This window comes from Streptomyces sp. NBC_01314, from assembly GCF_041435215.1.
Taxonomy (GTDB): domain Bacteria; phylum Actinomycetota; class Actinomycetes; order Streptomycetales; family Streptomycetaceae; genus Streptomyces.
Genome location: NZ_CP108394.1, coordinates 639,995 through 664,012 on the forward strand (window position 1 = coordinate 639,995; position 24,018 = coordinate 664,012).

20 protein-coding genes and 1 pseudogene are annotated in these 24,018 nt (G+C 70.5%); 4 read left to right on the forward strand and 17 right to left on the reverse strand.

Annotated elements, in window-relative coordinates:
- Nucleotides 1-73: 73 nt before the first annotated feature.
- The 9 genes from OG622_RS02965 to OG622_RS03005 all read right to left on the reverse strand — a co-directional run bounded on the left by OG622_RS02965 (nt 74) and on the right by OG622_RS03005 (nt 10,951).
- On the reverse strand, nt 74-988 hold the full coding sequence (locus tag OG622_RS02965) for an ABC transporter permease (protein ID WP_371572992.1): 915 nt from the start codon (nt 986-988) through the stop codon (nt 74-76).
- The gene (locus OG622_RS02970; protein ID WP_371572994.1) at nt 985-2,166 is read right to left on the reverse strand and encodes an ABC transporter permease; all 1,182 of its coding nucleotides are present in this window, start codon (nt 2,164-2,166) and stop codon (nt 985-987) included. The genes OG622_RS02965 and OG622_RS02970 overlap by 4 nt, the downstream gene beginning before the upstream one ends.
- A complete protein-coding gene (locus tag OG622_RS02975; RefSeq protein ID WP_371572996.1) occupies nt 2,163-3,719 on the reverse strand; it encodes an ABC transporter ATP-binding protein in 1,557 nt (518 codons plus the stop codon). Before OG622_RS02975 ends, OG622_RS02970 begins: the two co-directional genes overlap by 4 nt.
- A gap of 34 nt (nt 3,720-3,753) precedes the next feature.
- Entirely contained in the window at nt 3,754-4,857 is a 1,104-nt protein-coding gene (locus tag OG622_RS02980) for a BMP family ABC transporter substrate-binding protein (RefSeq protein WP_371572997.1), read from the reverse strand.
- A 127-nt stretch (nt 4,858-4,984) separates the two neighbouring features.
- A complete protein-coding gene (locus OG622_RS02985) occupies nt 4,985-5,653 on the reverse strand; it encodes a flavin reductase family protein (RefSeq protein WP_371573000.1) in 669 nt (222 codons plus the stop codon).
- Between the two features lie 13 nt (nt 5,654-5,666).
- Nucleotides 5,667-7,046, reverse strand: coding sequence for an amidohydrolase family protein (locus OG622_RS02990; protein ID WP_371573002.1), 1,380 nt, complete (start codon nt 7,044-7,046; stop codon nt 5,667-5,669).
- The gene (locus OG622_RS02995; RefSeq protein ID WP_371573004.1) at nt 7,043-8,065 is read right to left on the reverse strand and encodes a zinc-binding dehydrogenase; all 1,023 of its coding nucleotides are present in this window, start codon (nt 8,063-8,065) and stop codon (nt 7,043-7,045) included. Before OG622_RS02995 ends, OG622_RS02990 begins: the two co-directional genes overlap by 4 nt.
- 238 nt (nt 8,066-8,303) lie before the next feature.
- Entirely contained in the window at nt 8,304-9,494 is a 1,191-nt protein-coding gene (locus OG622_RS03000; RefSeq protein ID WP_371573005.1) for a PucR family transcriptional regulator, read from the reverse strand.
- Nucleotides 9,495-9,505: 11 nt separating this feature from the next.
- Nucleotides 9,506-10,951 (reverse strand): aldehyde dehydrogenase, encoded by a 1,446-nt coding sequence (locus OG622_RS03005; RefSeq protein WP_371573007.1) that lies wholly within the window; start codon nt 10,949-10,951, stop codon nt 9,506-9,508.
- A gap of 72 nt (nt 10,952-11,023) precedes the next feature.
- Here OG622_RS03005 and OG622_RS03010 point away from each other — a divergent pair, with 72 nt between their 5' ends.
- Nucleotides 11,024-12,106 (forward strand): NAD(P)-dependent alcohol dehydrogenase, encoded by a 1,083-nt coding sequence (locus OG622_RS03010; RefSeq protein ID WP_371573010.1) that lies wholly within the window; start codon nt 11,024-11,026, stop codon nt 12,104-12,106.
- 131 nt (nt 12,107-12,237) lie between these two features.
- Nucleotides 12,238-14,439 (forward strand): cytochrome P450, encoded by a 2,202-nt coding sequence (locus tag OG622_RS03015; protein ID WP_371573012.1) that lies wholly within the window; start codon nt 12,238-12,240, stop codon nt 14,437-14,439.
- Nucleotides 14,440-14,611: 172 nt separating this feature from the next.
- Here the strand turns inward: OG622_RS03015 and OG622_RS03020 are convergent, their stop codons facing one another.
- Nucleotides 14,612-15,358, reverse strand: a complete 747-nt coding sequence (locus OG622_RS03020) for a sulfite exporter TauE/SafE family protein (protein WP_371573014.1) — start codon at nt 15,356-15,358, stop codon at nt 14,612-14,614.
- Nucleotides 15,359-15,501: 143 nt separating this feature from the next.
- Between OG622_RS03020 and OG622_RS03025 the strand changes: the two genes are divergently transcribed.
- A complete protein-coding gene (locus OG622_RS03025; protein WP_371573015.1) occupies nt 15,502-16,644 on the forward strand; it encodes an acetamidase/formamidase family protein in 1,143 nt (380 codons plus the stop codon).
- A 41-nt stretch (nt 16,645-16,685) separates the two neighbouring features.
- Here OG622_RS03025 and OG622_RS03030 read toward each other — a convergent pair whose 3' ends face one another.
- The 7 genes and pseudogenes from OG622_RS03030 to OG622_RS03060 all read right to left on the reverse strand — a co-directional run bounded on the left by OG622_RS03030 (nt 16,686) and on the right by OG622_RS03060 (nt 22,638).
- Nucleotides 16,686-17,306, reverse strand: coding sequence for a GPP34 family phosphoprotein (locus OG622_RS03030; RefSeq protein ID WP_371573017.1), 621 nt, complete (start codon nt 17,304-17,306; stop codon nt 16,686-16,688).
- A 489-nt stretch (nt 17,307-17,795) separates the two neighbouring features.
- Nucleotides 17,796-18,338, reverse strand: a complete 543-nt coding sequence (locus tag OG622_RS03035; RefSeq protein ID WP_371573019.1) for an NAD(P)H-dependent oxidoreductase — start codon at nt 18,336-18,338, stop codon at nt 17,796-17,798.
- 160 nt (nt 18,339-18,498) lie between these two features.
- Nucleotides 18,499-19,479 (reverse strand): aldo/keto reductase, encoded by a 981-nt coding sequence (locus OG622_RS03040; protein ID WP_371573021.1) that lies wholly within the window; start codon nt 19,477-19,479, stop codon nt 18,499-18,501.
- A gap of 185 nt (nt 19,480-19,664) precedes the next feature.
- Nucleotides 19,665-20,147 (reverse strand): nitroreductase family deazaflavin-dependent oxidoreductase, encoded by a 483-nt coding sequence (locus tag OG622_RS03045; RefSeq protein WP_371583988.1) that lies wholly within the window; start codon nt 20,145-20,147, stop codon nt 19,665-19,667.
- Nucleotides 20,148-20,158: 11 nt separating this feature from the next.
- Complete coding sequence (locus tag OG622_RS03050) at nt 20,159-21,004, reverse strand: SDR family oxidoreductase (protein WP_371573024.1); 846 nt, start codon at nt 21,002-21,004, stop codon at nt 20,159-20,161.
- Between the two features lie 274 nt (nt 21,005-21,278).
- Nucleotides 21,279-22,016: pseudogene (locus tag OG622_RS03055) on the reverse strand (SDR family NAD(P)-dependent oxidoreductase); the annotation flags it as partial.
- Between the two features lie 49 nt (nt 22,017-22,065).
- Nucleotides 22,066-22,638: an ester cyclase gene (locus OG622_RS03060; protein WP_371573026.1), complete on the reverse strand. Its 573-nt coding sequence runs from the start codon at nt 22,636-22,638 to the stop codon at nt 22,066-22,068.
- A gap of 215 nt (nt 22,639-22,853) precedes the next feature.
- On the opposite strand from OG622_RS03060, the gene OG622_RS03065 reads away from it, so the two are divergent.
- Entirely contained in the window at nt 22,854-23,816 is a 963-nt protein-coding gene (locus OG622_RS03065; protein ID WP_371573027.1) for a helix-turn-helix domain-containing protein, read from the forward strand.
- Nucleotides 23,817-24,018: the final 202 nt, after the last annotated feature.

Sequence of the window (24,018 nt, forward strand, 5' to 3'; positions counted from 1 at the left end):
GTCGCATACCCACGGCGGATGCCGGCCCCGTGCGTTCGAGGGGCCGGCATCCGCCGTCGCCGGGTCCCGGCCATCAGGTCGACCCTCGCTCGAAGGGCCGGCCGAGCGCGGCGGGCTCCCGGTGCTGGGTCGTGAACAGCAGCATGGCGAGAAGCGCGAGAAGGTACGGGGCCGCAACGAGCAGTTGGGCGTTGAGGGTGACGCCGAGCGCCGGGAGCGCCAGGCGCATCGCGTCGGAGAGGCCGAACACCAGGCAGCCCAGCATGGTCCGGCCGAGCCGCCACGCCCCGAAGATCACCGCGGCGATGACGATGTATCCGCGGCCGGCGGTCATGTTCTGGTTGAACGATCCGACCTCGCCGACCGCGAGGTACGCGCCACCGAGACCGGCCAGTGCGCCGCACCACAGCAGAGCCTGCCGGCGCCGCATGTTCACCTTGATGCCCGTGACGTCGGCGGCCTGCGGGTTCTCCCCCACCGCCCGCAGTTCCAGGCCCCAGCGGCTGCGCTCCACCAGCCACCAGGTGAGCGGCACCAGCAGGAACAGCAGGAAGGCGGGCCAGCGTACGGAGAACAGCGGCTTGCCGATGAGCGGGATGTCCTGCAGCAGCGGGATCGACACCATCCCGACCTGGTGCGAGACGAACTCGTTCGTCGTGATCAGGTAGCTCGTCAGCCCGAGCACCAGCGCGTTCAGCACAAGGCCGACGACGAAGGCGTTGATCTGCGCCCTGTGGGAGAAGTTGCCGTGCACGAAGCCGAGGACGAGGCCGGTCGCGACGCCGGCCGCGAGGCCGACGGCGGCGCTGCCGGTCGCGCTCGCCGTGGCGACCGACGTGAACGCGGCGCCGAGCATCATCGCCTCGACGGAGATGTTCATCGTGCCGGCGCGCTCGGCCACGTACTCACCGCAGGCGGCGAACGCCAGCGGCACGGTCAGCCGGACACCGCTCGCGAGAATGGTCGTGGTGCTGTCCAGAACGCTCACACAACTGCCTTCACCTTGGTCGGGACGACGGACACGGCGGGCGCCGCCTGCGGTGTGACACCGCGACGCCTGCGAAAGAGGTCGACGAGGACGGGCGGCGCCACGAACGCGAGGACCAGCAACGCCTTGACGACATCGACGAGGAAGTACGGCACGCCCGTGGCCGAGAGGAAGTCACCGCCCGCGCGCAGTACGGCGAACGCCAACGACACCGGGATCGTGGCCAGGGGCCGGTTGCGCGCGACGAGCGCGACGAGCAGGCCGTCCCAGCCGAAGTTGTCCGAGAGCCCGGCCTGCAGTCGGTTGGTGCCGACCGGGCTGATCAGCAGTAGCCCGCCTGCCAGCCCGGCGAAGGCGCCGGACAGCGCCAGGGCGAACCCGCCGAGCGCGGCCACGCGGATGCCGGTGTGCCTGGCCGTCAGCGGATTCAGTCCGACCATGCGTACCCGAAAGCCCCAACGGCTGCGGTTCAGGACCACGGCGACGCCCACCGCGGCGACGAGGGCGATGAGCAGGCCCACGTTCAGCTGCACCGACGGGTACTGCCCGAAGCCGCCGAGCTGCGCGTTCGCCGGCACGGGGTTGGACGCCGCGTCGGCGATGCCCGACGAGCCCTGCGCGCTCTCCTGCAGGAGCCCCGGCGTGCTGACCGCGAACGTGACGAGCTGGATGGCGAGGAACGTCATCAGCAGCGTGCTCACCGGGATGTTGACGCCGCGCAGGCGGAGCATCAACGCGCTGAGCGCGGCCCAGGCGCCACCGCCGACGGCCGCGGCGATCAGCACCACGACGACCAGCGTCGGGCCGGGCAGGGCCAGCCGCAGCCCGACCCAGGCTCCGGTCAGGCCGCCGATGAGCACCTGCCCCTCCTGGCCGATGTTGAACGTACCGGCCGAGACGCAGATGCACGCACCGACCGCGACCAGCAGCAGTGGCGCCGCGTTGAGCAGCGTCGTCGTCCATCCCGTGGCATTGGCCAGGCTTCCGGTCCATATCGCGGCCGCCGAGGCACTCGGCGAGCCACCGGTCAGCACGAGCAGCAGCGCGGACGCGCCCGCGGCGACGGCGACCAGTACGACGGTGAGTCCCGCCACGATCCAGCCACCGGGCCCGGGCCGAAGCAGGGCGAGCACGCGTCGGGCTGTTTCGTCCCCACGCGTCAGCGAGGCGGCACTCATGCGGCCTCACCGCCGACCAGCATGCCCAGTCGCTCGGGGGTCGCCTCCGAGACGGGGAGTGCTCCGGTGATCCGCCCGGACGAGATCACCGCGATCCAGGTTGCAAGGGCCATGACTTCCTCGAGTTCGGTGGAGATGAGCAGCACTCCGACGCCTTCCGCGGCCGCCCTGCGCAGTCGGGCGTACATGTCCTCGATGGCGCCGACGTCGAGACCGTGGGTGGGTTGCGCCGCTACCAGGACGCTGGTGTGACCGGACAGTTCCCGGGCGAGCACGACACGCTGCTGGTTGCCTCCGGAGAGGCTGCGCACCGGCGCGTCGAGCGAGGGGGCGATGATGTTGAACTCGTCGGCGAGACGACGGGCCTCGGCGGCCATCGCGCGTCGGCGCAGCAGGAACCGGCCGCTGAGCCTGTCGAGCGACTTCATCGTCAGGTTTTCGGTGACACTCATGTCGAGGACGACGCCGCTCTGGTGCCGGTCCTCCGGCACAATGCCGAGACCCGCCTTTCCGAGCGCGCCGGGCCGGGTCACGTCGACCCTGCGGCCGGACACCTCGACGGTGCCGGCGGTCGGCAGGACCAGCCCGGCGAGGACTTCGCCGAGCGTCGCCTGGCCGCTGCCCTCGACGCCGTAGAGGGCGCAGATCTCGCCCGCGCCGACGCTCAGGTCGACTCCTTCGAGAACCCGGACCCCGCCTCTTTCGACCGTGAGTCCGGCCAGGCGCAGGACGGGCGGGGGCCGGTCGTGTGCCCGGCCCCCTCCCGTGCGTGCCGTGGTGACCGGGAGCAGTCCGAGGGCGGCTCCCTCGTCGTGCAGCGACACGTCACGGCCCACCATCTGGCGGGCCAGTTCGGGCGCGGTGGTCTCGGCGGTGACCGCCCGGAAGGCGACACCGCCCTTGCGCAGGACCGTCACCCGGTCCGTGGCCTGCACGATCTCGGCGAGCTTGTGGCTGATGAGGATGACGGCGCGGCCCTCCTCCTGCACCACCCGGCCGAGCACGGCGAACAGTTCCTGCGACTCGGCCTGGGTCAGCACCGAGGTGGGTTCGTCCAGGATCAGGATCCGGGGGTTGCGCCGCAGGCACTTGACCACCTCGACGCGCTGCCGTTCGCCCGCCGCGAGGGCGTCGACGCGCGCCTCGGGGTCGACCAGCAACCCGTACCGCGCGGCGACCTCGGCGATGTCGGCGCAGATGGCCTGCTTGTTCACCGTGCCGGTGTCGCCGAGCGCGACGTTCTCCCACACGGTGAGCCCGTTGATGAGGCTGAAATGCTGGTGCACCATGCCGATGCCCAGCTCGGCCGCTTCCTGCGGGCTGTCCAGCGCGACCTCCTCACCGCGCACCAGCACGGTGCCGGCGTCGCGCCGGATCAGTCCGAGCAGGACCTTCATGAGACTGGACTTGCCCGCCCCGTTCTCGCCCAGGAGACCGTGGATCTCGCCGGCGTCGACGGTGAGGTCCACGGCGTCACAGGCCGTGACGGACCCGTAGGACTTGGTGATGCCACGCAGCTCGAGGATCCGAGTCGCTGAGGTCGTCGGTGTCATCGCGTGTGAATCTCCTGGGTCGGTGGCGGGAGGGTCAGCCGAGGCGCTCGACCTCGGCCGCCGGGTCGATCTCCTTGTTGCCGATCTTCTTCATGAACTCCGCCAGCTGCTGGTCCTCGTCGCCCTGGCCCTTGCAGATCTTGATGGTCGGGTAGGGGTCGACGCCCAGCTGCCACACGCGCGGTGTGCCCATCTTCAGCTTGTCCTTGGCGAAGTCCTCCAGCGCGGCGCGGAAGTAGGCGCCGGGGCTGAAGATCACCGAGATGTCGAACTTCGGGTTGGTCGAGTCGCACCGGTCGGTGCCCGGGGTGAGGGTCAGCACGCCGTTGGCGTTCGCCACCTGCGCCGCGGCGTCGGTCGCGCCCCCGAGGTAGGGGTAGATGACCTTGGCGCCCTGGCTGATCTGCGCCTGGATGGCCTCCTTGGCCTTCGCCGAGTCGTTGAAGTCACCGGTGTAGGTGCTGATCAGGGTGGCCTTCGGGACGACCTCCCGGATCCCGGCCAGGAAGGCCTTGGCTCCGAGGACACTGAAGTCGGCCTTGATGCCGGTGACGAATCCGGCCTTGGTGTCGCCGGCCGCCTTCATCTTCAGGCCCGCGGCGTAGCCGGCGGCGAGCATCGACTGGTTGGGGTTGTCGGAGGACAGCAGGATCCGCGGGGTCTGGTCGATGTTCGCCGATGACGGCACGTACCAGGCGGTCTTGGCGCAGACCGGCTCCTCGGAGGCCGGGATGGCGGCCTTGAGCTCGCTGGCGGCGAGCGCGACCATGTCGACGTGCTGCTGGCACAGCGCGCGTGCGGCGCTGAGCGCGTCGCTCGCGGGCACACTGCCGCGCTTGATGACCTTCCAGCCCTTTTCCTTGGCGAAGGCGTCGGCCGAGTCGACGAAGCTCTGGTAGTAGCCGTGGTCGTTGATGTCGCCGGGGCTGAGGACGCCTATGACGACCTTGCCGTCGCCGTTGACGTCGGGTTCGTTGAGGCCCGAGCCGCCGCTGCCGCCGCTGCTGCTGCCGCTTGCCGCGGTGGTCGCCTTGGGTGCCGTCGCCTCGTTGCCGGCGCAGCCGGAGAGCGCGAGGGCTCCTGCGAGGGCGAGGCCGAGCGCCGCCCTGCTACACCAGAAGGATCTTCCTGCAGTCATGTGCGCGGTTCCGTTCACTGGGTGGCACCGCCCTGTCGGGGCGGTGGTGACGTTGCGGGGGGTGAGTCGGTTGGCGGGGGGTGAGTCAAATGGCGGGGGGGGTGAGTCAATTGACAAGGGGGATGGGTCAGTTGGCGGACCTGTCAGCCCGGTCGAGCTCGGCGTAGGCGACACGCTCCTGGTGGAAGATGGACTCCTCCTCCGCGGCGACGAAATACGGGAAGCCCATCCGCCCGACCGCTCGGACCCGGGTGGGGTCGACGCGGCCGGGGGCGGACATGACCGAGTCGTCGGTCGTGATGCAGACGACCTCGGCGAGCACGATGTGCACGCCCGAGAAGCAGGTGGTGTGGTCGCCGCGGTCGATCACCTCGTGCACACGGCATTCCAGGTGCGCGGGGCTGTCGGCCAGCGACGGCGTGTCGAGGACCTGTGAGGGCACGGCTCGCCAGTCGGCGACGTCCATCTCGCTGACGCCGCGGGGGTATTCGCGGGCCACCGCCTCGATGTGCTCGGCGATCTCGACGGTGGTGACGTTGACGACGAACTCGCCCGTGCGCTCGATGTTGAGCCAGGTGTCCTTCGGCTGGGGTGTGTCCTGCCGAAGGGCGCCGATGGTGACGGCGATCAGCGGCGGTTCGCCGCTCACCGGCATGTAGTAGCTGTACGGCGCGACGTTGACTCCTCCGTCCGGGTCGAGCGTGGTGATCATCGCGATCGGCCGCGGAACCACCAGTTGCGAGAGCAGGCCCTGCTTCTGGGCCGGCGGGCGGCCGGACATGTGGATGACGTTCAACGGATGGTCTCCTTCACTGGGTGCCCGCCGGCTGTGTCGGCCAGGTCGGGCGGGGCGTGATGCCGGCGCGTCGCAGGAGGGCGGCGGATCGCTCGGCGGCGGCCTCGGCGACGGCAGATAGGTCGATGCCGGTCGGACGCCGGTCGCGGACGACCACGCGGCCGTCGACCAGCACGTCACGGACGGTGCGCGAGACGTGGCCCCAGACGAGCTGGCGGGCGAGATCGCCCCGGGGCATCCAGGCGGGGTCGCCGGTGTCGAGTACGACGAGGTCGGCGGCCTTGCCGACCTCGAGGGAGCCGATCCGCTCGCCGAGACCGATCGCCTCGGCGCCGTCGACCGTCGCGAGCGCGAACGCCTGCTCGGCGCGGATCGGGTCGGGCAGGTCACGGTCGCGTTCGAGGCCGGCGAACAGGTAGGCGGCCAGGAGGACGTCCGGGGCGTCGCCGGCGTTGTGGGCATCGCAGCCGAGCGCCACCCGGCCGCCCCGGCGCACCAGCTCGGCGTGGCGCGAGGCGCGGGTGTAGCCCTGGGCGAGGCGCAGGTAGGCCCCGGGGCAGGCGGCGACCGCGGTACGGGTGTCGAGGATCGCGTCGACCTCCGCGTCGTCGAGCCACACTGCGTGGCCCAGCAGCAGGCGCGGGCCGAGTACTCCCAGCTCGGCGAAGTGGACCACCGGTCGACGCCCGCAGCGCTGGGCGTAGGCCTCGATGTCGGCGGGTCCCGGCGAGACGTGCCAGGTCAGTCCGGTGTCGAGCCGCTCGGCCAGGTTCGCCGCTCCGACGAAGAGTTCGTCGCTGGCGAGGTCGTGGCCGACGAGTGTCACCCATCCGGTGACCGGCCCGGTGGCCGGCAGGGACCGGACGATGTCCTCCTGCCTTGCGAGTACCTCGTCGGCGGGCGCGCCGAACGGCACGCCCTCGGCGTCCCAGCCCCAGCCGCCGACCCGCGCGCGGATACCCACGGTGCCCAACCCAGCGGCGACTCGTTCCGGGTAGGCCACCGTGCCCGGCTCCAGCACGGTGGTGATGCCCCGGGACAGGCAGTCGACGGCGGTGATGGTCGCGGCCAGTTCGTCGTCGTCACCGTCGGCGTGGGCGTGCAGCGGGACGATCCAGTCGAAGATCGATGACTGTGAGCTGATGTGATCCGGGATCGTGCTGCGCACGAGGGGATCGACGGTCGTGTGCTGGTGGGCGTCGACAAGACCGGGGATCACCACACAGCCCGACGCGTCGATCTCCTGCGCGCCCGGGAAGCGGGCGCGCAGTTCCTCGGCCGTGCCGAGTGCGGCGATGCTGTCCCCGGACACGGCGACCGTAGCGCCGGTGAGGACCCGCCGCGCGGAGTCCATGGTGACGACGTCGCCGCCCACGATCAGCAGATCGGTCATGGCGTGATCACGACCTTTCCAATGGTGTCGCGGGCGCCGAGCACGTCCCATGCCTCGGCGAGATCCTCGAGCGGGAACTGGGCGGCGGTGGGCAGGTGCAGGCCGGCGGAGAAGCAGGCTGACGTGGCGGCGACGAAGTCGGCCGAGGTGTAGCCGCCGGCGCCCAGCAGTTTGAGGCCGCGGTGGAAGACCTCTCTGAGCGAGAACGACACCTGGTCGCCGCTGGTGTTGCCCAGCAGCACCACACGCCCGCGGATGCCGAGGCAGTCCAGTGAGGTGCGCCAGGTGCTGGTGCCGACGTGGTCCAGGACCAGGTCCGCTCCGGCGCCGTCGGTGAAGGCGGTCACCGCTTTCACCGGGTCGGGTTCGTCGTTGCGCAGGGCCAGGTCCGCACCGGCCGCGCGGGCCGCGGCCAGCTTCGCGTCGCTGCCCGCGAACGCGACGACCGAGGCACCGGCCTGCTTGGCCAGCGCGATGGCCGCCAGGCTGACGGGACTGGCGGCCGCGTGCACGACGAGGGCTTCACCGGCATCCAGCGCTCCGACGGTGTGCACCGCGTGCCACGCCGTCGCGAAGGCGGTGGGCAGGGTGACAGCCGCGGCGAGCGGTAGGGACGCCGGTACCCGGACGATCGATTCGGCAGACGCCAGGACGTATGCGGCGAGCGCTCCGGGAGTGTTGCCGCCGAGGATGCGCGGGCTGACGCAGTACGCGCGATCGCCCACCGAGCAGCGCGGGCAGCCGCCGCAGCCCTGCGTGGGATCGGCGATGACCCGGTCACCGGGGGCTATGGAGCTGACCGCGGATCCGGTCGCCATCACCGTTCCGGCGAAGTCCATGCCCGGCACGTGCGGAAGGCGGAAGCCGGGGATCAGGCCCGGCCCCTTGCGCTGCAGCAGGTCCAGGCGGTTCAACCCGCAGTACGCGACCTCGACGACAACGTCGCGCGCACCGCACACCGGCTCCGGGACGTCCTGCAGGGACACGACCTCGGCTCCCCCGAAGTCGGTCTGCACCATCGCTCGCACCCTGACCCTCCTCACCTCGGCCGTCTCGCATTGCGAGGCGGTGGAACGCATTGTGGGGCCACTCTGCCCATGGTGAACAGTGCTGTCAACGCTTGTATGGAAAAACTGGGTTTCGTCGCCGTTTCACCTGTTCCAAAGGCTCACCACGCAGGCCGCGGGTCGGCGGAAGCGGGTGCGGACGCATGCGGCACACCGCCCTGGCCGTAGCGAGGGGCAGTTCAGTGACGGCTCAGACCGGCTCGTCGTCGCCGCGCGATCGCTGATCGTCGGCCGCGAGCAGGTCAAGCGCCGCGAGCGCCAGGTGCAACTCCGCCGAGGCGGCGGGAAGCAGGGGGTCCGTGCCGAGAAGATTCTTGATCTGGCGAACCCGGTAGCCCACCGAGTTGCGGTGGAGATGGAGCTGTTCGGACACGCTCTGCCGACTGCCCTTCTCGGCCAGCCAGGCGCGGAGAGTGGCCATCAGCTCCGGACGCTGCCGGACCGGCCCCAGATGCGCCTCAACATACGCTTCCAGCTGCGCGCGCGGGAGGGACAGCAGTACCTGGACGACCCCGCCGCCGCCGAAGGTGAGCAGCGGGACGCGCCGGGCCCGGGCCAGACCGAGCAGCCGTTCGGCCTCGGTGAAGGACCGGGCCAGACCGATGGGCGAGTCGGGGTGGGAGCCGCTCGCCGCGACGACGTGGTCGCCGGCGGACTCGTCGCCCGTCATGAGGCGCAGCCGGCTTCGCAGGCGGGCGAGCACGGCCTCGCCGGTCACCACCGTCCACGCCGTGCGCGCCTCCTGCTGCACAGGGTGCTCCAGCCAGGCGATGGCCGTCGACCAGGCACGCAGACGGGAGCCGCTGTAGTGCAGTACGGCGCCGGCCGGCGGTCGCCGCAGATCGATCCCCAGTCCCGCGGCCGCCGCCCACACCGAGGGGCTCACCGTCCCGGACCGCAGCGCGGCGACGACGTCGGCCGGTGTGTACTGCGACGAGACCTCGGCCGAGCCGTCCCCCGCGCGCACCGCGTCGATGAGCAGCGCGGTGACGGCGGCACCCGCCAGCGCCTGCGTGCGCGGATCGCCGGGACCGACGATCAGCAGCACACCGGCCACCGTCGCCCCCGCACGCACGGCCAGCGCCGTGGCCCGCAGGCCGTCCAGCGTGTCGACCACCGGTCCGGCCGCGCCGGTGAGCACCCCGTCCGCCACCGTGACGGCGACTCCGGATCCGCCGTCGGTGGTCGCCAGCGGCACGCCCTCGGCGGACAGCAGCCGCATCTGCCGACCGGTCGCCCGGACCAGCGTTCGGAGCACGTCCGAGCGCGCGGCGCCGGCGAGCACGGCCTCGGTCAGTTCCCGCTCCAGCACGGCCGATTCGGCGTCCGGCCCTGCCCGCTCCCGGGCCGGTCCGGTCCGCGCTTCGGCGATGGTTCCCATGGTGTCGTGTTTCAGCGGGCCAACAACCGGATGGCCACGCCTTTCTCCTGGGTGTACTCGCGCAGCGCTCCGTACCCGCCGCCCCGGCTGAAGCCGCTGTCCTTCTGCATGTTGAACGGGAAGCCGATCACTCCCGCGTCGTGGAACTGGTTGACCGCCACCTGTCCGGAGCGGACGTCCTTCGCCAGCCGCAGCGCCCGGGAGACGTCGTTGGTCCAGATACAGGCCAGCAGGCCGAAGTCCGTCGCGTTCATCAGCTCGGTCGCCTCGGCCGTGTCTCGGAAGGACTGGACGGCGAGAACCGGGCCGAAGACCTCCTCGCGGGCGACGCGCATGCCCGCGTCCACACCGTCGTACACGGTCGGCTGGACGAACCACCCGTCGCCGGTGGGTGCGCCACCGGTGACCAGCCGCGCCCCCTCGCGAGGGGTGTCCTCCAGGAATCCGCTGACGCGGGCGAACTGCGCGGCGCTGACCAGCGGCCCCATGTCCAGGTCGGCGTCCCAGGGCCCCGTCTTGACCGCGGCCATGGCGGCTGCGACCCGCTCCACGACCTCGTCGTGCACCGAGGCCTGCACGAGCAGCCGGGAACCGGCGTAGCAGTTCTGCCCCGCGTTCTCGGTGATCGAGGCGACGACCGCCTCGATCGCCGTGTCGAGGTCGGCGTCGGCGAACAGCACGTTCGGCGACTTGCCGCCGAGTTCGAGCTTCACCGGGACGAGGTTCTGCGCGGCGGCCGTCATGATCGCCCGCCCGGTGGCGGTGGAGCCGACGAAGCTGATGTGGTCCACGCCCGGGTGCGAGGTCAGCGCGGCGCCCGCATCGGGGCCGCCCGCGACGACGTTGATCACCCCCGGCGGGAAGCCGGCGCGGCGGGCGAGTTCGGCGAGTGCGAACGGGGTCAGCGGCGCGATCTCGGACGGCTTGAGAACGACCGTGTTCCCGGCGGCGAGCGCCGGCGCGACGTTCGCGGCCATGAGCACGGCCGGCACGTTCCACGGGATGACGACGGCGCACACGCCGTACGGCTCGGGAACCGTGTAGCCCAGGTAGTCGGGGCTGCGGGTCGGCAGTGTGACCCCGGTGAGCTTGTCGGCCGCGCCCGCGAAGTAGTTGACGATGTCGTGGGCGATGTAGATGTTCGTCCGGCCCCCGGACAGTGGCTTGCCCACGTCCTGGGCCTCGACGGCGGCCAGCGCCTCGACGTCGGCGAGGATCAGGTCGGCCCAGCGCCGGATCAGTGTCCCGCGCTCGCTGGGGTTGGTCGCAGCCCAGGCAGGGGATGCGCGGCGCGCCGCGGCGACCGCGTCGTCGACATCGGCTCCGCCCGACAGCGCCACCTTGGTGATCACCTGCTGGGTGGCCGGATCGACGATGTCCAGGGTGTCGCCGTCACGGGCCGCGACCCACTCGCCGTCGATGAAGTGCTTGGAGGAAGGGAAGTCAACAGCAGCCATACGTGAACCTTGACCGACCTTGTCACGCATGTCAAGATGCGATCTCGCAATGTGAGTCACTGAGGAGCCCCTGTGCGCGCCACCGCCGCTCTGCTGGAGCAACCCGGACAGCCGTTCGTCCTGACCGAGGTGGACCTGGAGGAGCCCCGTCCCGACGAGGTGCTCGTCCGCGTAGTCGGCGTCGGCATCTGCGGCACCGACCTCGAGTTCGCCACCTTCTTCCCCACACCGGCGCTGCTCGGGCACGAGGGGTCGGGCGTCGTCGAGAAGGTCGGCGCGCACGTCACCTCCGTACGCCCGGGCGACACCGTCACCATGTCCTTCGCCTCGTGCGGCACGTGCGCTCTGTGCCGCACCGGCTCGCCCGCCTACTGCCGCAGCTTCGACGCGGTGAACTTCTCCGGCCGCCGCCCCGACGGCTCCACCGCCGTGACCCATGAGGGGCGGGAGGTCAACGCCCACTTCCTTGGCCAGTCGTCGTTCGCCAGCCACGTCGTCGCACCGGAGCGGGCGGTCGTGAAGATCGACCCGTCGCTGGACCTGCTGCGGGCCGGACCCTTCGGCTGTGGGTTCCAGACCGGGGCCGGGGGCGTGCTCAACGTGCTGCAGCCGCGCCCCGGCTCGTCGATCGCGATTTTCGGGGCGGGGGCTGTCGGCGTGGCCGCCGTCATCGCCGCCTCGCTGAGCGGCTGCGCGGTCGTCGCCGCCGTCGACGTGAACCCGGCCAAACTGGAGGCGGCACGCGGCTTCGGGGCTACGCACACCGTCGACTCCTCGGCCGGACCGGCCGCCGAGCAGTTGGCCGCCCTCGTCCCCGAGGGGTTCGACTTCGTGATCGACACGACCGGCCACGCGGACGTCCTGCGCACCGCGGTGGAGTCCCTCGGGCCGCTCGGCCACGCCGGGGTCATCGGCATCGGCCCGAGCGAGTCGATGAGTTTCGAGTGGCGCAGCATCCTCAACGGGCGCAGCGTCACCGGCATCATCGCCGGGTCCAGCGTGCCGCAGCTGTTCCTGCCCCAGTTGCTCGAACTCAACGCCAAGGGCCGGTTCCCGGTCGAGAAGATGATCACCTACTTCCCGTTCGAGCAGATCAACGACGCCGTCGCTGCGGTCCGGTCCGGCTCGGTCGGCAAGGCCGTGCTGACCTTCTGAGCGTCGTCCACGAGACGTTGTCGCAGGCAGCGGCACACCTTAGGGTGGCCGACGCAGATGAGGCAGCAGTCATCCGGTGGCGCGGCCGGCCAACACCGCGCAGAAGACCGAGCACGTGGAGCGTGCCCTTCATGTCCGCCGACATCGACTTCGACCACCACTCCGACGAGGCCAACGCCGATCCGGTCGCCTACTACGCGCGGCTGCGCGAGACCTGCCCGGTAGGCCGATCCGCCGCCTACGGCGGCTTCACCTACACGACGCGGTATGCCGACGTGGCCCGCATCGCCCGCGACGACGAGACGTTCTCCTCGGCCCGCAGCGACCATGGCGGCCAGGGGGTCGGCATCGTCATCCCCAAGGGACCGGGGCTCGATCAGTATCCGATCGAGCTCGACCCGCCGCGTTCGACCGAGTACCGGCAACTGATCAACCCGCTGCTCACCCCGGAGGCGGTCGAGCACCTGGTGCCCATGATCGAGCGCCATGCCGCCCGTGTCGTGGACGACTTCATCGAGCTCGGCTCCTGCGACTTCGTGCGCGACCTCACCAACCCGCTGCCGGCCGCGGTGACCTTGGACTGGCTCGGTTTCCCCGAGGAGGACTGGGCGAAGCTGGCCGGACCGATCCACGACATCTTCGCCGCCCCGGCCGCAAGCGAGCGCGCCGTGCGCGGGGCCGCCGGACTGGCGTACATGGACCAGCGCATCCGTGAGCTGATCGCCGAGCGCCGGTCGGCGCCACAGGCCGACGCGGTCAGCGCGCTGGTGGCCGGCCGGCGCGGCGACGGCAGCGAGTTCGGCGAGGACGAGCTGGTGTCGGTGATCGGCCTGCTCATCGCCGGCGGCGTCGACACCACCACCTCCCTGACCGGATGGACGCTCGTCCACCTCGCCCGCCACCCCGAGCAGCGCCAACAGCTGATCGATTCCCCCGATCTGCTGGACACCGCGACCGAGGAGTTCCTCCGCGCGTTCGCCCCCTCCCAGTCGATGGCCCGTACGGTCACCCAGGACGTCGAGGTCGGCGGATGCCCGATGCGCGCGGGCGACCGGGTGCTGATCCCGTGGGTCGCCGCGAACCACGACCCCGCAGTGTTCCCCGACCCCGAGCAGGTGCGGCTGGACCGCGACGCCAGCCGGCATCTCAGCTTCGGCATCGGCTCGCACCGGTGCGCCGGCGCACACCTCGCCCGGGCCATGTTCCGCGCGATGATGACGCAGGTACTGACCCGGCTGCCCGACTACCGGGTGATCGAGGACGGGCTCGTCGCCTACCCGACACGCGGCAACCAGTCCGGCTGGGACGCGATCCCCGCGCTCTTCACGCCCGGTCCCCGGGCGGGCACGGCGGCAGGCTCGGTCCGCGCGCTGACCACGCCCACCCCACTGCGGGTGACCGCGGTACGCGCCGTAGCCGAGGGTGTCGTCGCCGTCGACCTCGGCCTGCCGGACGGAGCCGAACTCCCCCCGTGGCGGCCCGGCGCGCACGTCGAGGTGCGGCTGCCTTCGGGCAGACTGCGTCAGTACTCGCTGTGCGGTGACCCCGCCGACGCCACGACGTGGCGCATCGGCGTCCTGCGCGAGCACCAGGGCCGGGGCGGGTCGGCCGAACTGCACGAACTGGCCCGCCCGGGAGCCACCTTCGCGGTACGCGGGCCGCGCAACCACTTCCCGCTCGTGCCGGCGGCGTCCTACCTGTTCATCGCCGGCGGCATCGGCGTCACACCCGTCCTCTCCATGGTCCGTGCGGCCGCCGGGCGCGGCACGCCCTTCGCCGTCGTGTACGGCGGACGCACCCGCTCGACGATGGCGTTCGCCGACGAGCTCTTCTCCGTCGCCGGCGACGCGCTCACCCTGCTCCCGCAGGACGAGGCCGGGCTGCCGGACCTTCCCCGGCTGCTGGGCGGGCTGGACGCGGACACCGCCGTCTACGCGTGCGGGCCGGCGCCGATGCTGGCGGCCGTCGAGCGGGAGTGCGCCCGTCTGGATCTCGCCGACCGGCTGCATCTGGAGCGCTTCACGGCCGGCGACGGCCTTGAGACGGCGTTCGACGCCGCGGAGAACCGGACCTTCGCGGTCCAGCTCGCGCGTACGGGAGTCACGCTCACCGTGCCGGCCGACCGACGCCTCATCGAGGTCCTGCGCGACGCCGTGAGCGGCCTGTCCTACGACTGTGAGAAGGGATACTGCGGTGCCTGCGAGACCCGTGTGCTCGCCGGGACGCCGGAGCACCGGGACTCCGTGCTCAGCGACGAGGAACGCCTTGCCGGACGCACGATGATGATCTGTGTCGGCCGGTGTCAGGGCGACCGACTGGTCCTCGACATCTGAGCCGTCCTCGACATCTGAGCCGTCCTCGCCGCCGGACGGCGTTCGGGGACCGACGGCCCGGCGCCGGCCGGCTGCCGCACGGGTCCGACAGCGGACACGACGTTCGCCGTCGGACCCGAGCCCGTGGCCGTGGCCGGACCGGCGCGGCCCGACCTTCCGTCTCCGGAAACGGTCAGCCGAAGGCGCGGATGCCCAACCAGACACCGGCCAGTACGCCGAAGCCGACCACGGCGGCACGCAGCACCGGCTCGCTCAGCCTCGTCGCCAGCCGGCCGCCGAGCACTCCGCCGACAAGGGACGCCGGCGCGACCACGAGCGCGATCATCCAGTGCACGGGGCCGAACAACGCGAACACGACGAGCGACACGGTGGCCACGACCAGCTGCAACGTCCCCTTGAGTACGCTCACTTCGGCCAGCGGAGCGGACAGCGTCAGGCCGAGCAGAGCCATCAGGATGACTCCCAGCCCACCTCCGAAGTAGCCGCCGTAGACCGCGCCGGCGAGCGTGCCGGCGTAGAGCTTGACGCGATGGTCACCGTCGTCGGCGCCGAGCAGTGCCCGCAACCGGGGCTGGAAGGCGAGGAGGGCACTGGCTCCGAGGACGAGGAACGGCACCGCGACCGAGAAGATCCGCGACGGAGTGAGCAGCAGCAGCGCGCATCCGGCGCCGGCACCCACTGCGGACACGACCGCCAGTGACGTCACGGAAGACGGGCGGGAAGACCCCCTCAGTGCCGCGACATTGCCCAGGTAGCCCGGCCAGAGCGCCACGGAGTTGGTGACGTTGGCGGCCACCGCACCCAGCCCGCCGGCGACCAGCGCGGGGAAGAGGAGCAGTGACCCACCGCCGGCTATGGAGTTGACGAATCCACCGACAAGGCCGGCTCCGCCGATGAGAACAACGTCGCCGACATCCATCCAGGTCTCCTCTGCAGGCACATATGCGAGATGCCATATTGCCATACGAGACGACTTTACGCCGCGGACCCTCACCGGAAACACCGGGGCAACGGGACGTTCCTAGCGTCGGGCCAGCCCTTCCACTCCTTGAAAGGTGGGCCATGACCGCGATCGACTCGCCCCTCCTCGACGTCGCCGCCACCGGCTTCCCGATCCTCCAGCCCGGCCACGGAGCGATCGCGTCGACGACCTACGTCCCGGCCACGCCGGGGAACACCCTGTGGGGCCGCCTTCCGTGCGAGGCGGACTCACCGTGCGCCGTCGTTCGACCGGGCAGCGTCGTCACGGTCGACACGATCAGCCACGAGGGAGTGCTCGAGGACCAGGGCCGCAACCCCGTCGAGTTCTTCAGCCGCTACGGCGTCGGGGGCGGCCAGGTGCTCGACGACGCCCAGCAGGTGGCGGACTCCGGAATGCCGCACGACTTCGACGACGACGGGCCGCACCTCGTCACCGGACCGATCGCCGTGGCCGGGGCCCGGCCCGGCGATCTGCTCGCCGTGACCGTTCTCGGCCTCGCCCCACGGGTTCCGTACGGCATGGTCTCCGCCCGCCACGGCTTCGGCGCACTCCCCGGCGAGATGCCGTCGACGCCCGGTCCCGCGTTCACCTTCGCCACGGCACACGCGGATCGCCACGGCGCGTGGGGCCGGATGGCGGTGGATCCGGCGGACCCCGCCCGCGGCTCACTCCGCTTCCCGCTGCGGCCTTTCCTCGGCGTGATGGGCGTGGCGGTGCCCGGGGACGAGCGACCGCACTCGGTGCCGCCGGGGCGCCACGGGGGCAACATCGACGTCTCCCTGCTCGGCGAGGGCGCCACGCTGTTCCTCCCGGTGCAGGTCGACGACGCGCTGGTCTACTTCGGGGACCCCCACTTCGCTCAGGGCGACGGCGAGGTCGCCCTCACCGCGTTCGAGGCATCGTTGCGCGCCACCGTGAAGCTCGATGTGGTGCCGGGCGGTGCCGCCCTGCGGCCCGGCCACGGCCGCGTCGCACCGTTCGCCGAGACGGATGACTACCTGGTGCCCATCGGCCTGAACAAGGATCTGGACGAGGCGATGCGCGACTGCGTGCGCTGCGCGCTCGACCTGCTCGTGACCGACTACGGCATCGAACGTCATCTGGCGATGGCGTACCTCAGCGCGGCGGGCGACTTCGCGGTCTCCCAGGTCGTCGACGACGTGAAGGGCGTCCACGCAAGGATCCGCAAGTCCGACTTCCGCGAGGTCCGCCGACCGCACTGACCGGCGGAACACCGATTCCCGCCGCGGGAAAGGCGGCGGGGTCAGGTCCAGGAGGAGAGCGTTCCGAGCCACACACAGTCGGCGACCGCGGTCAGGATCTGGGCACAGACCGGGCTCGTGGACCGCAGCATCGCCTCGTGCTCGCTCCACTCCCAGCCGTCCGACGCGGCCCCGCACGCACTCGCCAGTGCGGCCAGCGCGATCAAGGGCTGGGAGGAACAGTCCGTACCGCCAAGGGACCGGACCACGGCATCCCGCCTCCCCCCAGCCAGGACGTCGTAGCGACGAGCCCGCCCGGCCGGCAACGGCCACCGTCCCTGCGTGCGAACAAGGACACCCTCAGCGATCAAGCCAACCGCCAGACGCCTGTGCGCCCCCACGCTCAGGACCCTGACCCACTCCGACGCCGTACGCGGTTTGCGAGACGACCGGATCCGCACGAGAACCTCGCCGAGCGCGCGGTCGTGCGGCTGTGCACCGTGGACGGCGACAATGCGTCCGTCCCGGGCGTCGACGAAGCCGTCCAGAGCGAGTTCCATCAGCATCGCGCCGCTCAGGCCGAAGCCGAGGCCGGTGCGATAGCCGGGAACACGGCCTTGCTCGTCCAGGTACACAGCCAGCATGAAGTCTCCGCAAAGGCCGGAGGTGGCATCGGTCTTCATCCCGTTCTCCCCAATACGGCACTCCGGCTTCAGCTTCGGGGTCCTTCCGGACCGGGTAGGAGCCGAACCAGATCCCGAGGAGTGTTCGCTGCACTATGGCGGGCCCAGAGCCCCTGCGTCAATGCAAGACATCGTCCCGGAATGCGGTACGCAGTTACTCGTTCGGCCAGACTCCCAGATCGACATTTCAGCGGTATGTCATAGCACCGAGAGGCACATCGGCAGTGACTGCGACCGTTCAGCCGCATCGCGGCACGACATCCACCACTGCATTGCCAAACGATCGCTGACATCTCGACGCTGAACCCGACATGTGCGGCGCCCACCCGCTTGGCCGTCTCGCCAAGCTGGTCGGCATTGCGAACCTTGTGGTTGTGCGGTCATGCCTCCGGCCGCTCGACGCCGATACGGCGAAGAGCGGCCGGAGACTGGTGTGCCCCCTCACTACCGCGTCACCTTGAGGGCAAGTGGCCGCGGTGGTGAGAGCCGTCAGGCGGCGTAGGAGGCGAGCAGTTCGTTGTACTGCTTGGCGGCGATGGCCAGGTCTTCGTCGGAGAGACCGAAGGCGGTGCCGTGCACCTTGACCATGGGCTGCTGGATGTCGAACTGGCACAGCCTCAGGGTCGCGTGCCAGTTGCTGAGGAGGGTCTCGATGGTGGCCTGGTTCGAGCCTTCGGGGGTGTAGTGGTCAGCGGGGACGCCGGTGGTGACGGCGACAACAGCCTTCTTGCCGGCCAGTTGCGAGACAGAACCGTCCACGGTGAAGGCCCAGCCAAAGGTGAAGACCTTGTCCTGCCACAGCTTGAACAGCGGGGTGGTGTTGTACCAGAACACCGGGTGCTGGAAGACGATCACATCGTGTTCGGCCAGCAGCGCCTGCTCTGCGGCGACGTCGATCTGAAAGTCGGGGTAGGTGGCGTAGAGGTCGTGCACGGTGACATGGGGCAGATCGCGGACAGCGTCCACGAGCGCGGCGTTGGCCTTCGACTGGGACAGGTCGGGGTGGCCGACGACAAGGAGAACCTTGGACAAGGTGAGGAACCTTTTCAGTGATCAGGGAGAGGGGGTGAATGGACGCGGATTGGGCGGTGGGACAGGCGGGGCTGGGAGCTTCGCCGGGGCGTCAGACCTTCGCGAAGTCCAGGAGCGCGGGCTGAGCCGGGCACGGCGGTCAGCGGTCAGCGGTCAGCGGTCAGCGGTCGATGCTGGCCATGCTGGTCTCGTTGTGGCGTTCGCCGGCGGCGGGTGTCAGGTTGTTGAGGCGGTCGAGCTGAGCGGCGCTGAGTTCTACGGCGTCGGCGGCGGTGTTCTCCTCGACCCGCGAGACCCGGCGGGTTCCGGGGATGGGGGCGATGTCGTCGCCGCGGGTCAGCAGCCACGCCAGCGCGGTCTGTGCCGGGGTGGCACCTATCTCGGCGCCGATGGCCTGGACTTCGTCGACGATGCGCAGGTTGCGCTGGAAGTTCTCGCCGGTGAAGCGCGGGTTGGTCTTGCGCCAGTCGTCGTCGGTGAAGTCGTCGACGGTGCGGATCTGCCCGGTCAGCAGGCCGTGTCCGAGCGGGGAGTAGGGGACGAACCCGATGCCCAACTCGCGCAGCAACGGGAGGATCTCGGCCTCGACGTCGCGGGTCCACAGGGAGTATTCGGTCTGCAGCGCGGCCACCGGGTGCACGGCGTGCGCCCGGCGGATCGTCTCCGGCCCGGCCTCGGAGAGCCCGATGTGGCGCACCTTGCCCTCGGCGACCAGTTCGGCCAGCGCGCCGATGGTCTCCTCGATGGGTGTCTTCGGGTCGACGCGGTGCTGGTAGTAGAGGTCGATGTGGTCGGTGCCGAGCCGCTTGAGCGAGCCTTCGACCGCCGTCTTCACGTTGGCGGGGCTGCTGTCGATGACGCCGGGGCCGGCGCCGGCGTGCGAGACGAGGCCGAACTTCGTCGCGATGACGACGTCGTCGCGCCGGCCCTTGATGGCCTTGCCGACGAGTTCCTCGCTGTGGAAGGGGCCGTAGATTTCGGCGGTGTCGATGTGAGTGACCCCGAGATCCAGGGCACGGTGGATGGTGCGGATCGACTCGGCGTCATCGAGCCCCCCACCCGTGGTGTAGACGCCGGCCATCGTCATGGCTCCCAGACCGATGCGCGAGACATCGAGCCCGCCCAGTGATACGTGCTTCATCAGGTACTCCTTGTCGTAACGGCCGTCAGACCCGGTCAGCGGTCGCGATCAGTGCGGTGCGCCATCAGTCGGCAGGCCTTGGAATGTGGGGTGTGTGTTGCTCAGGGCGCGGGGTTGCCGTAGGCCGAACCGGTGTTGTCAGTGACAGGCGGCGCGGATCGGTGGGCTGAGCCGGCTGTGCCGGGTCAGTGCTCCTGGGCCGCCGGCTTCAGAACGAGGACCGGAATCTCTCGGTCCGTGTTGTTCTGGTACTCGGCGTAGGCCGGGAAGACCTCGACGGCTCGGGCCCACCACACGACCTTCTCGTCCCCGGTCACCTCACGGGCGAGCATGTCCTGGCGCACCGGACCGTCCTGGAGCTCGACTCGGGGGTCGGCCACCGCGTTGTGGTACCAGACCGGGTGTTTGGGGGCTCCTCCGGCGGAGGCGACCACGGCGTAGGAGCCGTCGTGCTCCACCCGGATGACCAGGGACTTGCGGATTTTGCCGCTCTTGGCGCCCAGGGTGGTCAGGATGACGACGGGCACATTGCCCAGTTCGTCGTCTTCTTCGCGTGTGACCAGGACACCCAGCGTCGTTCCCTGCGTACCGCCGGAGCTTTCGTACAGCTCCACATGGTCACGTGCGTACCGCGCCGCGCTCGGCTCGTACTCGCCTTTCAGTGGCATGCCTGCCCCTCTCAGGCCTGGGTGTCGTCGTAGGCGAGGTTGTCGCCCAGTTCGCGGGAGGCCTCGGCCTGGGCGAGGAGTTCCTTCGCCTTGGCCTCGGCGGCCTCGATGGCGTCCGCGCCGGCGACGAAGCGCTGCAGGGGCGTGGCCTGGCCGGCGATGGTGAGCAGGGCGCGGGCGAGTTTGGCGGGGTCGCCGGGCTGCTTGCCGTTCATGCCCTTCATGCCCTCGATCCTGGGGGCGGTGCGCGGGGCGTAGTCGTCGATGGACAGCTCGGGCCAGTTGGTGGAGCCGTCCACGAGGAGCTCGGTGCGGAAGTAGCCGGGCTCCACGACCGTGGTGTGGATGTTGTACGGCTCGATGTCGTAGCGCAGGGACTCCATCCAGCCCTCTTCCGCGAACTTGGAGGCGGCGTAGGCGGAGGTGAACTCCATGCCGACCAGCCCGGCGGTCGAGGTGATGGTGATGACATGGCCGGCCCGCTGCTTCCGCATGATCGGCAGGACGGCGCGGGTGACGTTCATCGGGCCGAACAGGTTCGTCTCGAACTGCCGGCGCATCTGCTCGGGCGAGATCTCCTCGAAGTATCCGGTGAAGAGGTTCCCGGCGTTGTTGATCAGGACGTCGATGCGGCCGAAACGGTCGACGGCGGCCTGCGCGGCGGCCTCGGCGTCGTCCAGGCCGGTGACGTCCAGCTTGGTGACCAGCAGGTTGTCCTGCGGCCCGCCGAGCGTCTTCTCGACCTCTTCGGGGCGGCGGCCGGTGGCGACGACCTGGTGGCCTGCTGCGAGGGCCTCGCGGGCGATGTCCGTGCCCAGACCGCGTCCGGCACCGGTGACGAGAATGACCTTGCTCATGGGGGGTTCCTTTCAGGCGCCGTGATCCGGCACCCGGTGGGTGGTGGTGATGCGTCGTGCCCGGCCCAGCGGCCGACCGGGCGAGGACGGGCCGGGCGGGCCGGACGGCCGTCAGGCTTGGTCGGTGGGCATGATCCACAATTCGGCGATGGAGGCATGCCGGGGGCGCGTGACCATGTAGGTGACGCCGTCGGCGATGTCTTCGGGGGCGCGTGACCATGTAGGTGACGCCGTCGGCGATGTCTTCGGGGGCGAGGATCTCGGTCGTGTCGAGGAAGGGCTGGATCATCTCGCCGTGGATCTCGGGCTTGTTGTGCGAGTCCAGTTCGGTGTTCACACCGCCCGGCTCCAGGACACCGACGCGCACGTGCCGCTGGGTGACTTCCTGGCGCAGGGACTCCGTGAAGCCGTTCACCCCGAACTTGGTGAGGTTGTAGACGCCGTACCCGTTCCAGGCCACGCGGCCCGCGATGGAGCTGATGTTGACGATGTCGGCGACCCGGCGCGTACCGTCCTCGGCGGCCTTGAGCAGGTGCGGGAGGGCGGCGCGAGTGGTGTAGAGCAGACCGTTCACGTTGACGGCGATCATGCGCTCCCACTCCTTGGCGTCCGCGCCGACGACAGGTCCCAGGAGCATCAGACCGGCGTTGTTGACCAGAGTGTCCAGCCGACCGAAGTGCTCGACGGTCTGCTCGACGGCGGCCTCGGCCTGGGTGCGGTCGGTGATGTCTGCCTCCACCACCAGCCCGGTGCCACCGGCCTTCTCGATCTCGGCGGCGAGTGCGTCCAGACGGTCCTTGCGGCGAGCCACGAGGGCCACGGACGCGCCGAGCGCGGCGAGCTGGCGGGCGGTGGCTTCGCCGATACCACTGCTCGCGCCGGTGACGAGAGCGACAGTGCCAGTCAGTTTCGATGCCATGGGAATGTCCTGTTTCTTTGGTTCTCTGCATGTGCGGCACAGGGCCGGCGGGGCGGGCCTGTGCGTGCCGAGGGCGCGGCGAGCGCCGGTCATCAGGTCGGCGTGGGAGGAGTGGAGGCGGGTGAGGTACCGCGCTCCGCTGCTATGCGGCGGGGACGGCGCCCATCTGCCGAAGGATGCCGAGCATGTCGAGCTGGGCACGCTCTTCGACGATCTTGCCGTGGGACAGGCGGTAGAACGCCATGCTCTCCGAGCGGATCGCCTTGCCCGTGGCCTCGACCCCGGCGAAGGGGCCTTCGTGGGTGCCCGTCATGGAGTAGCGGACGGCCACGGTGTCGCCCTCGGCCCGCATGTCCTGCACCGTCCACTTGAGGTCGGGGAACGCCTTCAGGTTCGCCGCGACGATGCCGAGATAGGTGTCCCGGCCCTGCCACGTCTGGCCGCCGGAGTGCACGACGATGTCCGGGCTGACGAACTTGCTCGCCAGAGCGGGATCACGACCGGGCAGGTACTCACTGGTGTAGCGCTCCATGATGCGCTTGTTCACCTGAGCGGTCCCGTGGTTCCAGGAGACGGATTCCGCCGTGACGCGAGACGGCGACCCGGAACCGGTGTCGCGGTCGGCCGTGCCGGCCACGGCTCCCGATCCGAAGGCCACGAGGCTGAGCGCTCCCAGCGCCGTGACTACGGCGGCCGGCTTGGCGTATCGACGCATGATCGTCCTTCTGACTCCGGTGATCACGGCGCCGACGGCGCCGGGAAGGGGCTGGAGACCGGCGGCACGAGCACCGCCGTATCCGGGCCATTCACACCGCCGTGGGCGGTGCAACACCAACAGAACCGGTTGTCACGGGAGCGTGGGAGTCCCTGATGAGGGGGTCACTGACAGGGACCCCCTTACCCGGCGGTAGCGCTCGTAGAGTGAAACGCATGGCAGGCAGAAAAGACCCACATGGCACCAACCACGACATCCGTGAGGACGTCCGCGCCCAGATCCGCGAGTTCTTGGGCACGCGACGGTCCAAGGTCACCCCCGAGCAGGCCGGACTGCCCGTGTACGGCGGAGAGCGCCGACGGGTCACCGGGCTGCGCCGCGAGGAGGTAGCCCTCCTCGCGGGCATCTCCAGCGAGTACTACACCCGGCTGGAGCGCGGTAACGCCACCGGGGTGTCGGAGAGTGTCATCGAAGGCATCGCACATGCGCTGCAGCTCGACGAGGCCGAACGAATCCACCTGATCGACCTCTTGCGCGGCGCCGGCACCACCCGCCCGCCACGCCGCCGGCCGGCCCAGCAGCACGTGCGGCCCGCCGTGCAGCGCGTCCTCGACTCGATGAGCGGCACACCCGCGTTCGTCATCAACGGCCGCGGAGACATCCTGGCCACCAACCACCTCGGGCGTGCCCTGTTCTCCCCGGTCTACGCCGACCCGGCGCGGCCCCCCAACAACGCCCGGTTCGTCTTCCTCAGCCCGCAGGCGACCGAGTTCTTCCGCGACTGGGACCAGGTCGCGAACGACACCGTCGCGATGCTGCGCGCCGAGGCCGGCCGCGATCTCTACGACCGGCGGCTGACCGACCTGATCGGCGAACTGTCCACCCGCAGCGAGGAGTTCCGTCACCGCTGGGCCGCCCACAACGTCCGGATGCACACCACCGGCGTGAAGCTTCTGCACCATCCGGTCGTCGGCGACCTCGACCTGCCGTTCGAAACCTTCCCCGTGGGCGGCGACCCCAGCCAGGTCCTCCTCACCTACACCGCCGAGCCCGCCTCCCCCTCCCAGGATGCCCTGAACCTGCTGGCCAGCTGGGCAGCGACCAACGACGACATCGAGCGGTCCACGCCGGCCGACGACTCCGAGCCGGCCGACTCGAACGAGAAGACACCCGACTGATCGACCCATGAGGCCCTTTCCGTCGATGCCACCACAAGAGACGGGGGAGCCGGCCCTCACCCCCCACACGACTCCCTTCGCCAGGAACCTGGGATCCTACGAGGGCGGCGAGCAGACGAGTTGCCGGTTCCGATCGGGCGACCGGGCGGGGATCGTGGCCGCGGGCGCGTTCGGCCACCAGCCGGGCAGCTCCGGCTCCGAG

What these genes read in the sequence shown, in the direction of transcription:
- OG622_RS02970 (WP_371572994.1), bottom strand. Translation starts at nt 2,166, where the DNA reads ATGAGTGCCGCCTCGCTGACGCGTGGGGACGAAACAGCCCGACGCGTG.
- OG622_RS02975 (WP_371572996.1), bottom strand. Translation starts at nt 3,719, where the DNA reads ATGACACCGACGACCTCAGCGACTCGGATCCTCGAGCTGCGTGGCATC.
- OG622_RS02980 (WP_371572997.1), bottom strand. Translation starts at nt 4,857, where the DNA reads ATGACTGCAGGAAGATCCTTCTGGTGTAGCAGGGCGGCGCTCGGCCTC.
- OG622_RS02990 (WP_371573002.1), bottom strand. Translation starts at nt 7,046, where the DNA reads ATGACCGATCTGCTGATCGTGGGCGGCGACGTCGTCACCATGGACTCC.
- OG622_RS02995 (WP_371573004.1), bottom strand. Translation starts at nt 8,065, where the DNA reads ATGGTGCAGACCGACTTCGGGGGAGCCGAGGTCGTGTCCCTGCAGGAC.
- OG622_RS03000 (WP_371573005.1), bottom strand. Translation starts at nt 9,494, where the DNA reads ATGGGAACCATCGCCGAAGCGCGGACCGGACCGGCCCGGGAGCGGGCA.
- OG622_RS03005 (WP_371573007.1), bottom strand. Translation starts at nt 10,951, where the DNA reads ATGGCTGCTGTTGACTTCCCTTCCTCCAAGCACTTCATCGACGGCGAG.
- OG622_RS03015 (WP_371573012.1), top strand. Translation starts at nt 12,238, where the DNA reads ATGTCCGCCGACATCGACTTCGACCACCACTCCGACGAGGCCAACGCC.
- OG622_RS03020 (WP_371573014.1), bottom strand. Translation starts at nt 15,358, where the DNA reads ATGGATGTCGGCGACGTTGTTCTCATCGGCGGAGCCGGCCTTGTCGGT.
- OG622_RS03025 (WP_371573015.1), top strand. Translation starts at nt 15,502, where the DNA reads ATGACCGCGATCGACTCGCCCCTCCTCGACGTCGCCGCCACCGGCTTC.
- OG622_RS03030 (WP_371573017.1), bottom strand. Translation starts at nt 17,306, where the DNA reads ATGAAGACCGATGCCACCTCCGGCCTTTGCGGAGACTTCATGCTGGCT.
- OG622_RS03040 (WP_371573021.1), bottom strand. Translation starts at nt 19,479, where the DNA reads ATGAAGCACGTATCACTGGGCGGGCTCGATGTCTCGCGCATCGGTCTG.
- OG622_RS03045 (WP_371583988.1), bottom strand. Translation starts at nt 20,147, where the DNA reads ATGCCACTGAAAGGCGAGTACGAGCCGAGCGCGGCGCGGTACGCACGT.
- OG622_RS03050 (WP_371573024.1), bottom strand. Translation starts at nt 21,004, where the DNA reads ATGAGCAAGGTCATTCTCGTCACCGGTGCCGGACGCGGTCTGGGCACG.
- OG622_RS03060 (WP_371573026.1), bottom strand. Translation starts at nt 22,638, where the DNA reads ATGCGTCGATACGCCAAGCCGGCCGCCGTAGTCACGGCGCTGGGAGCG.
- OG622_RS03065 (WP_371573027.1), top strand. Translation starts at nt 22,854, where the DNA reads ATGGCAGGCAGAAAAGACCCACATGGCACCAACCACGACATCCGTGAG.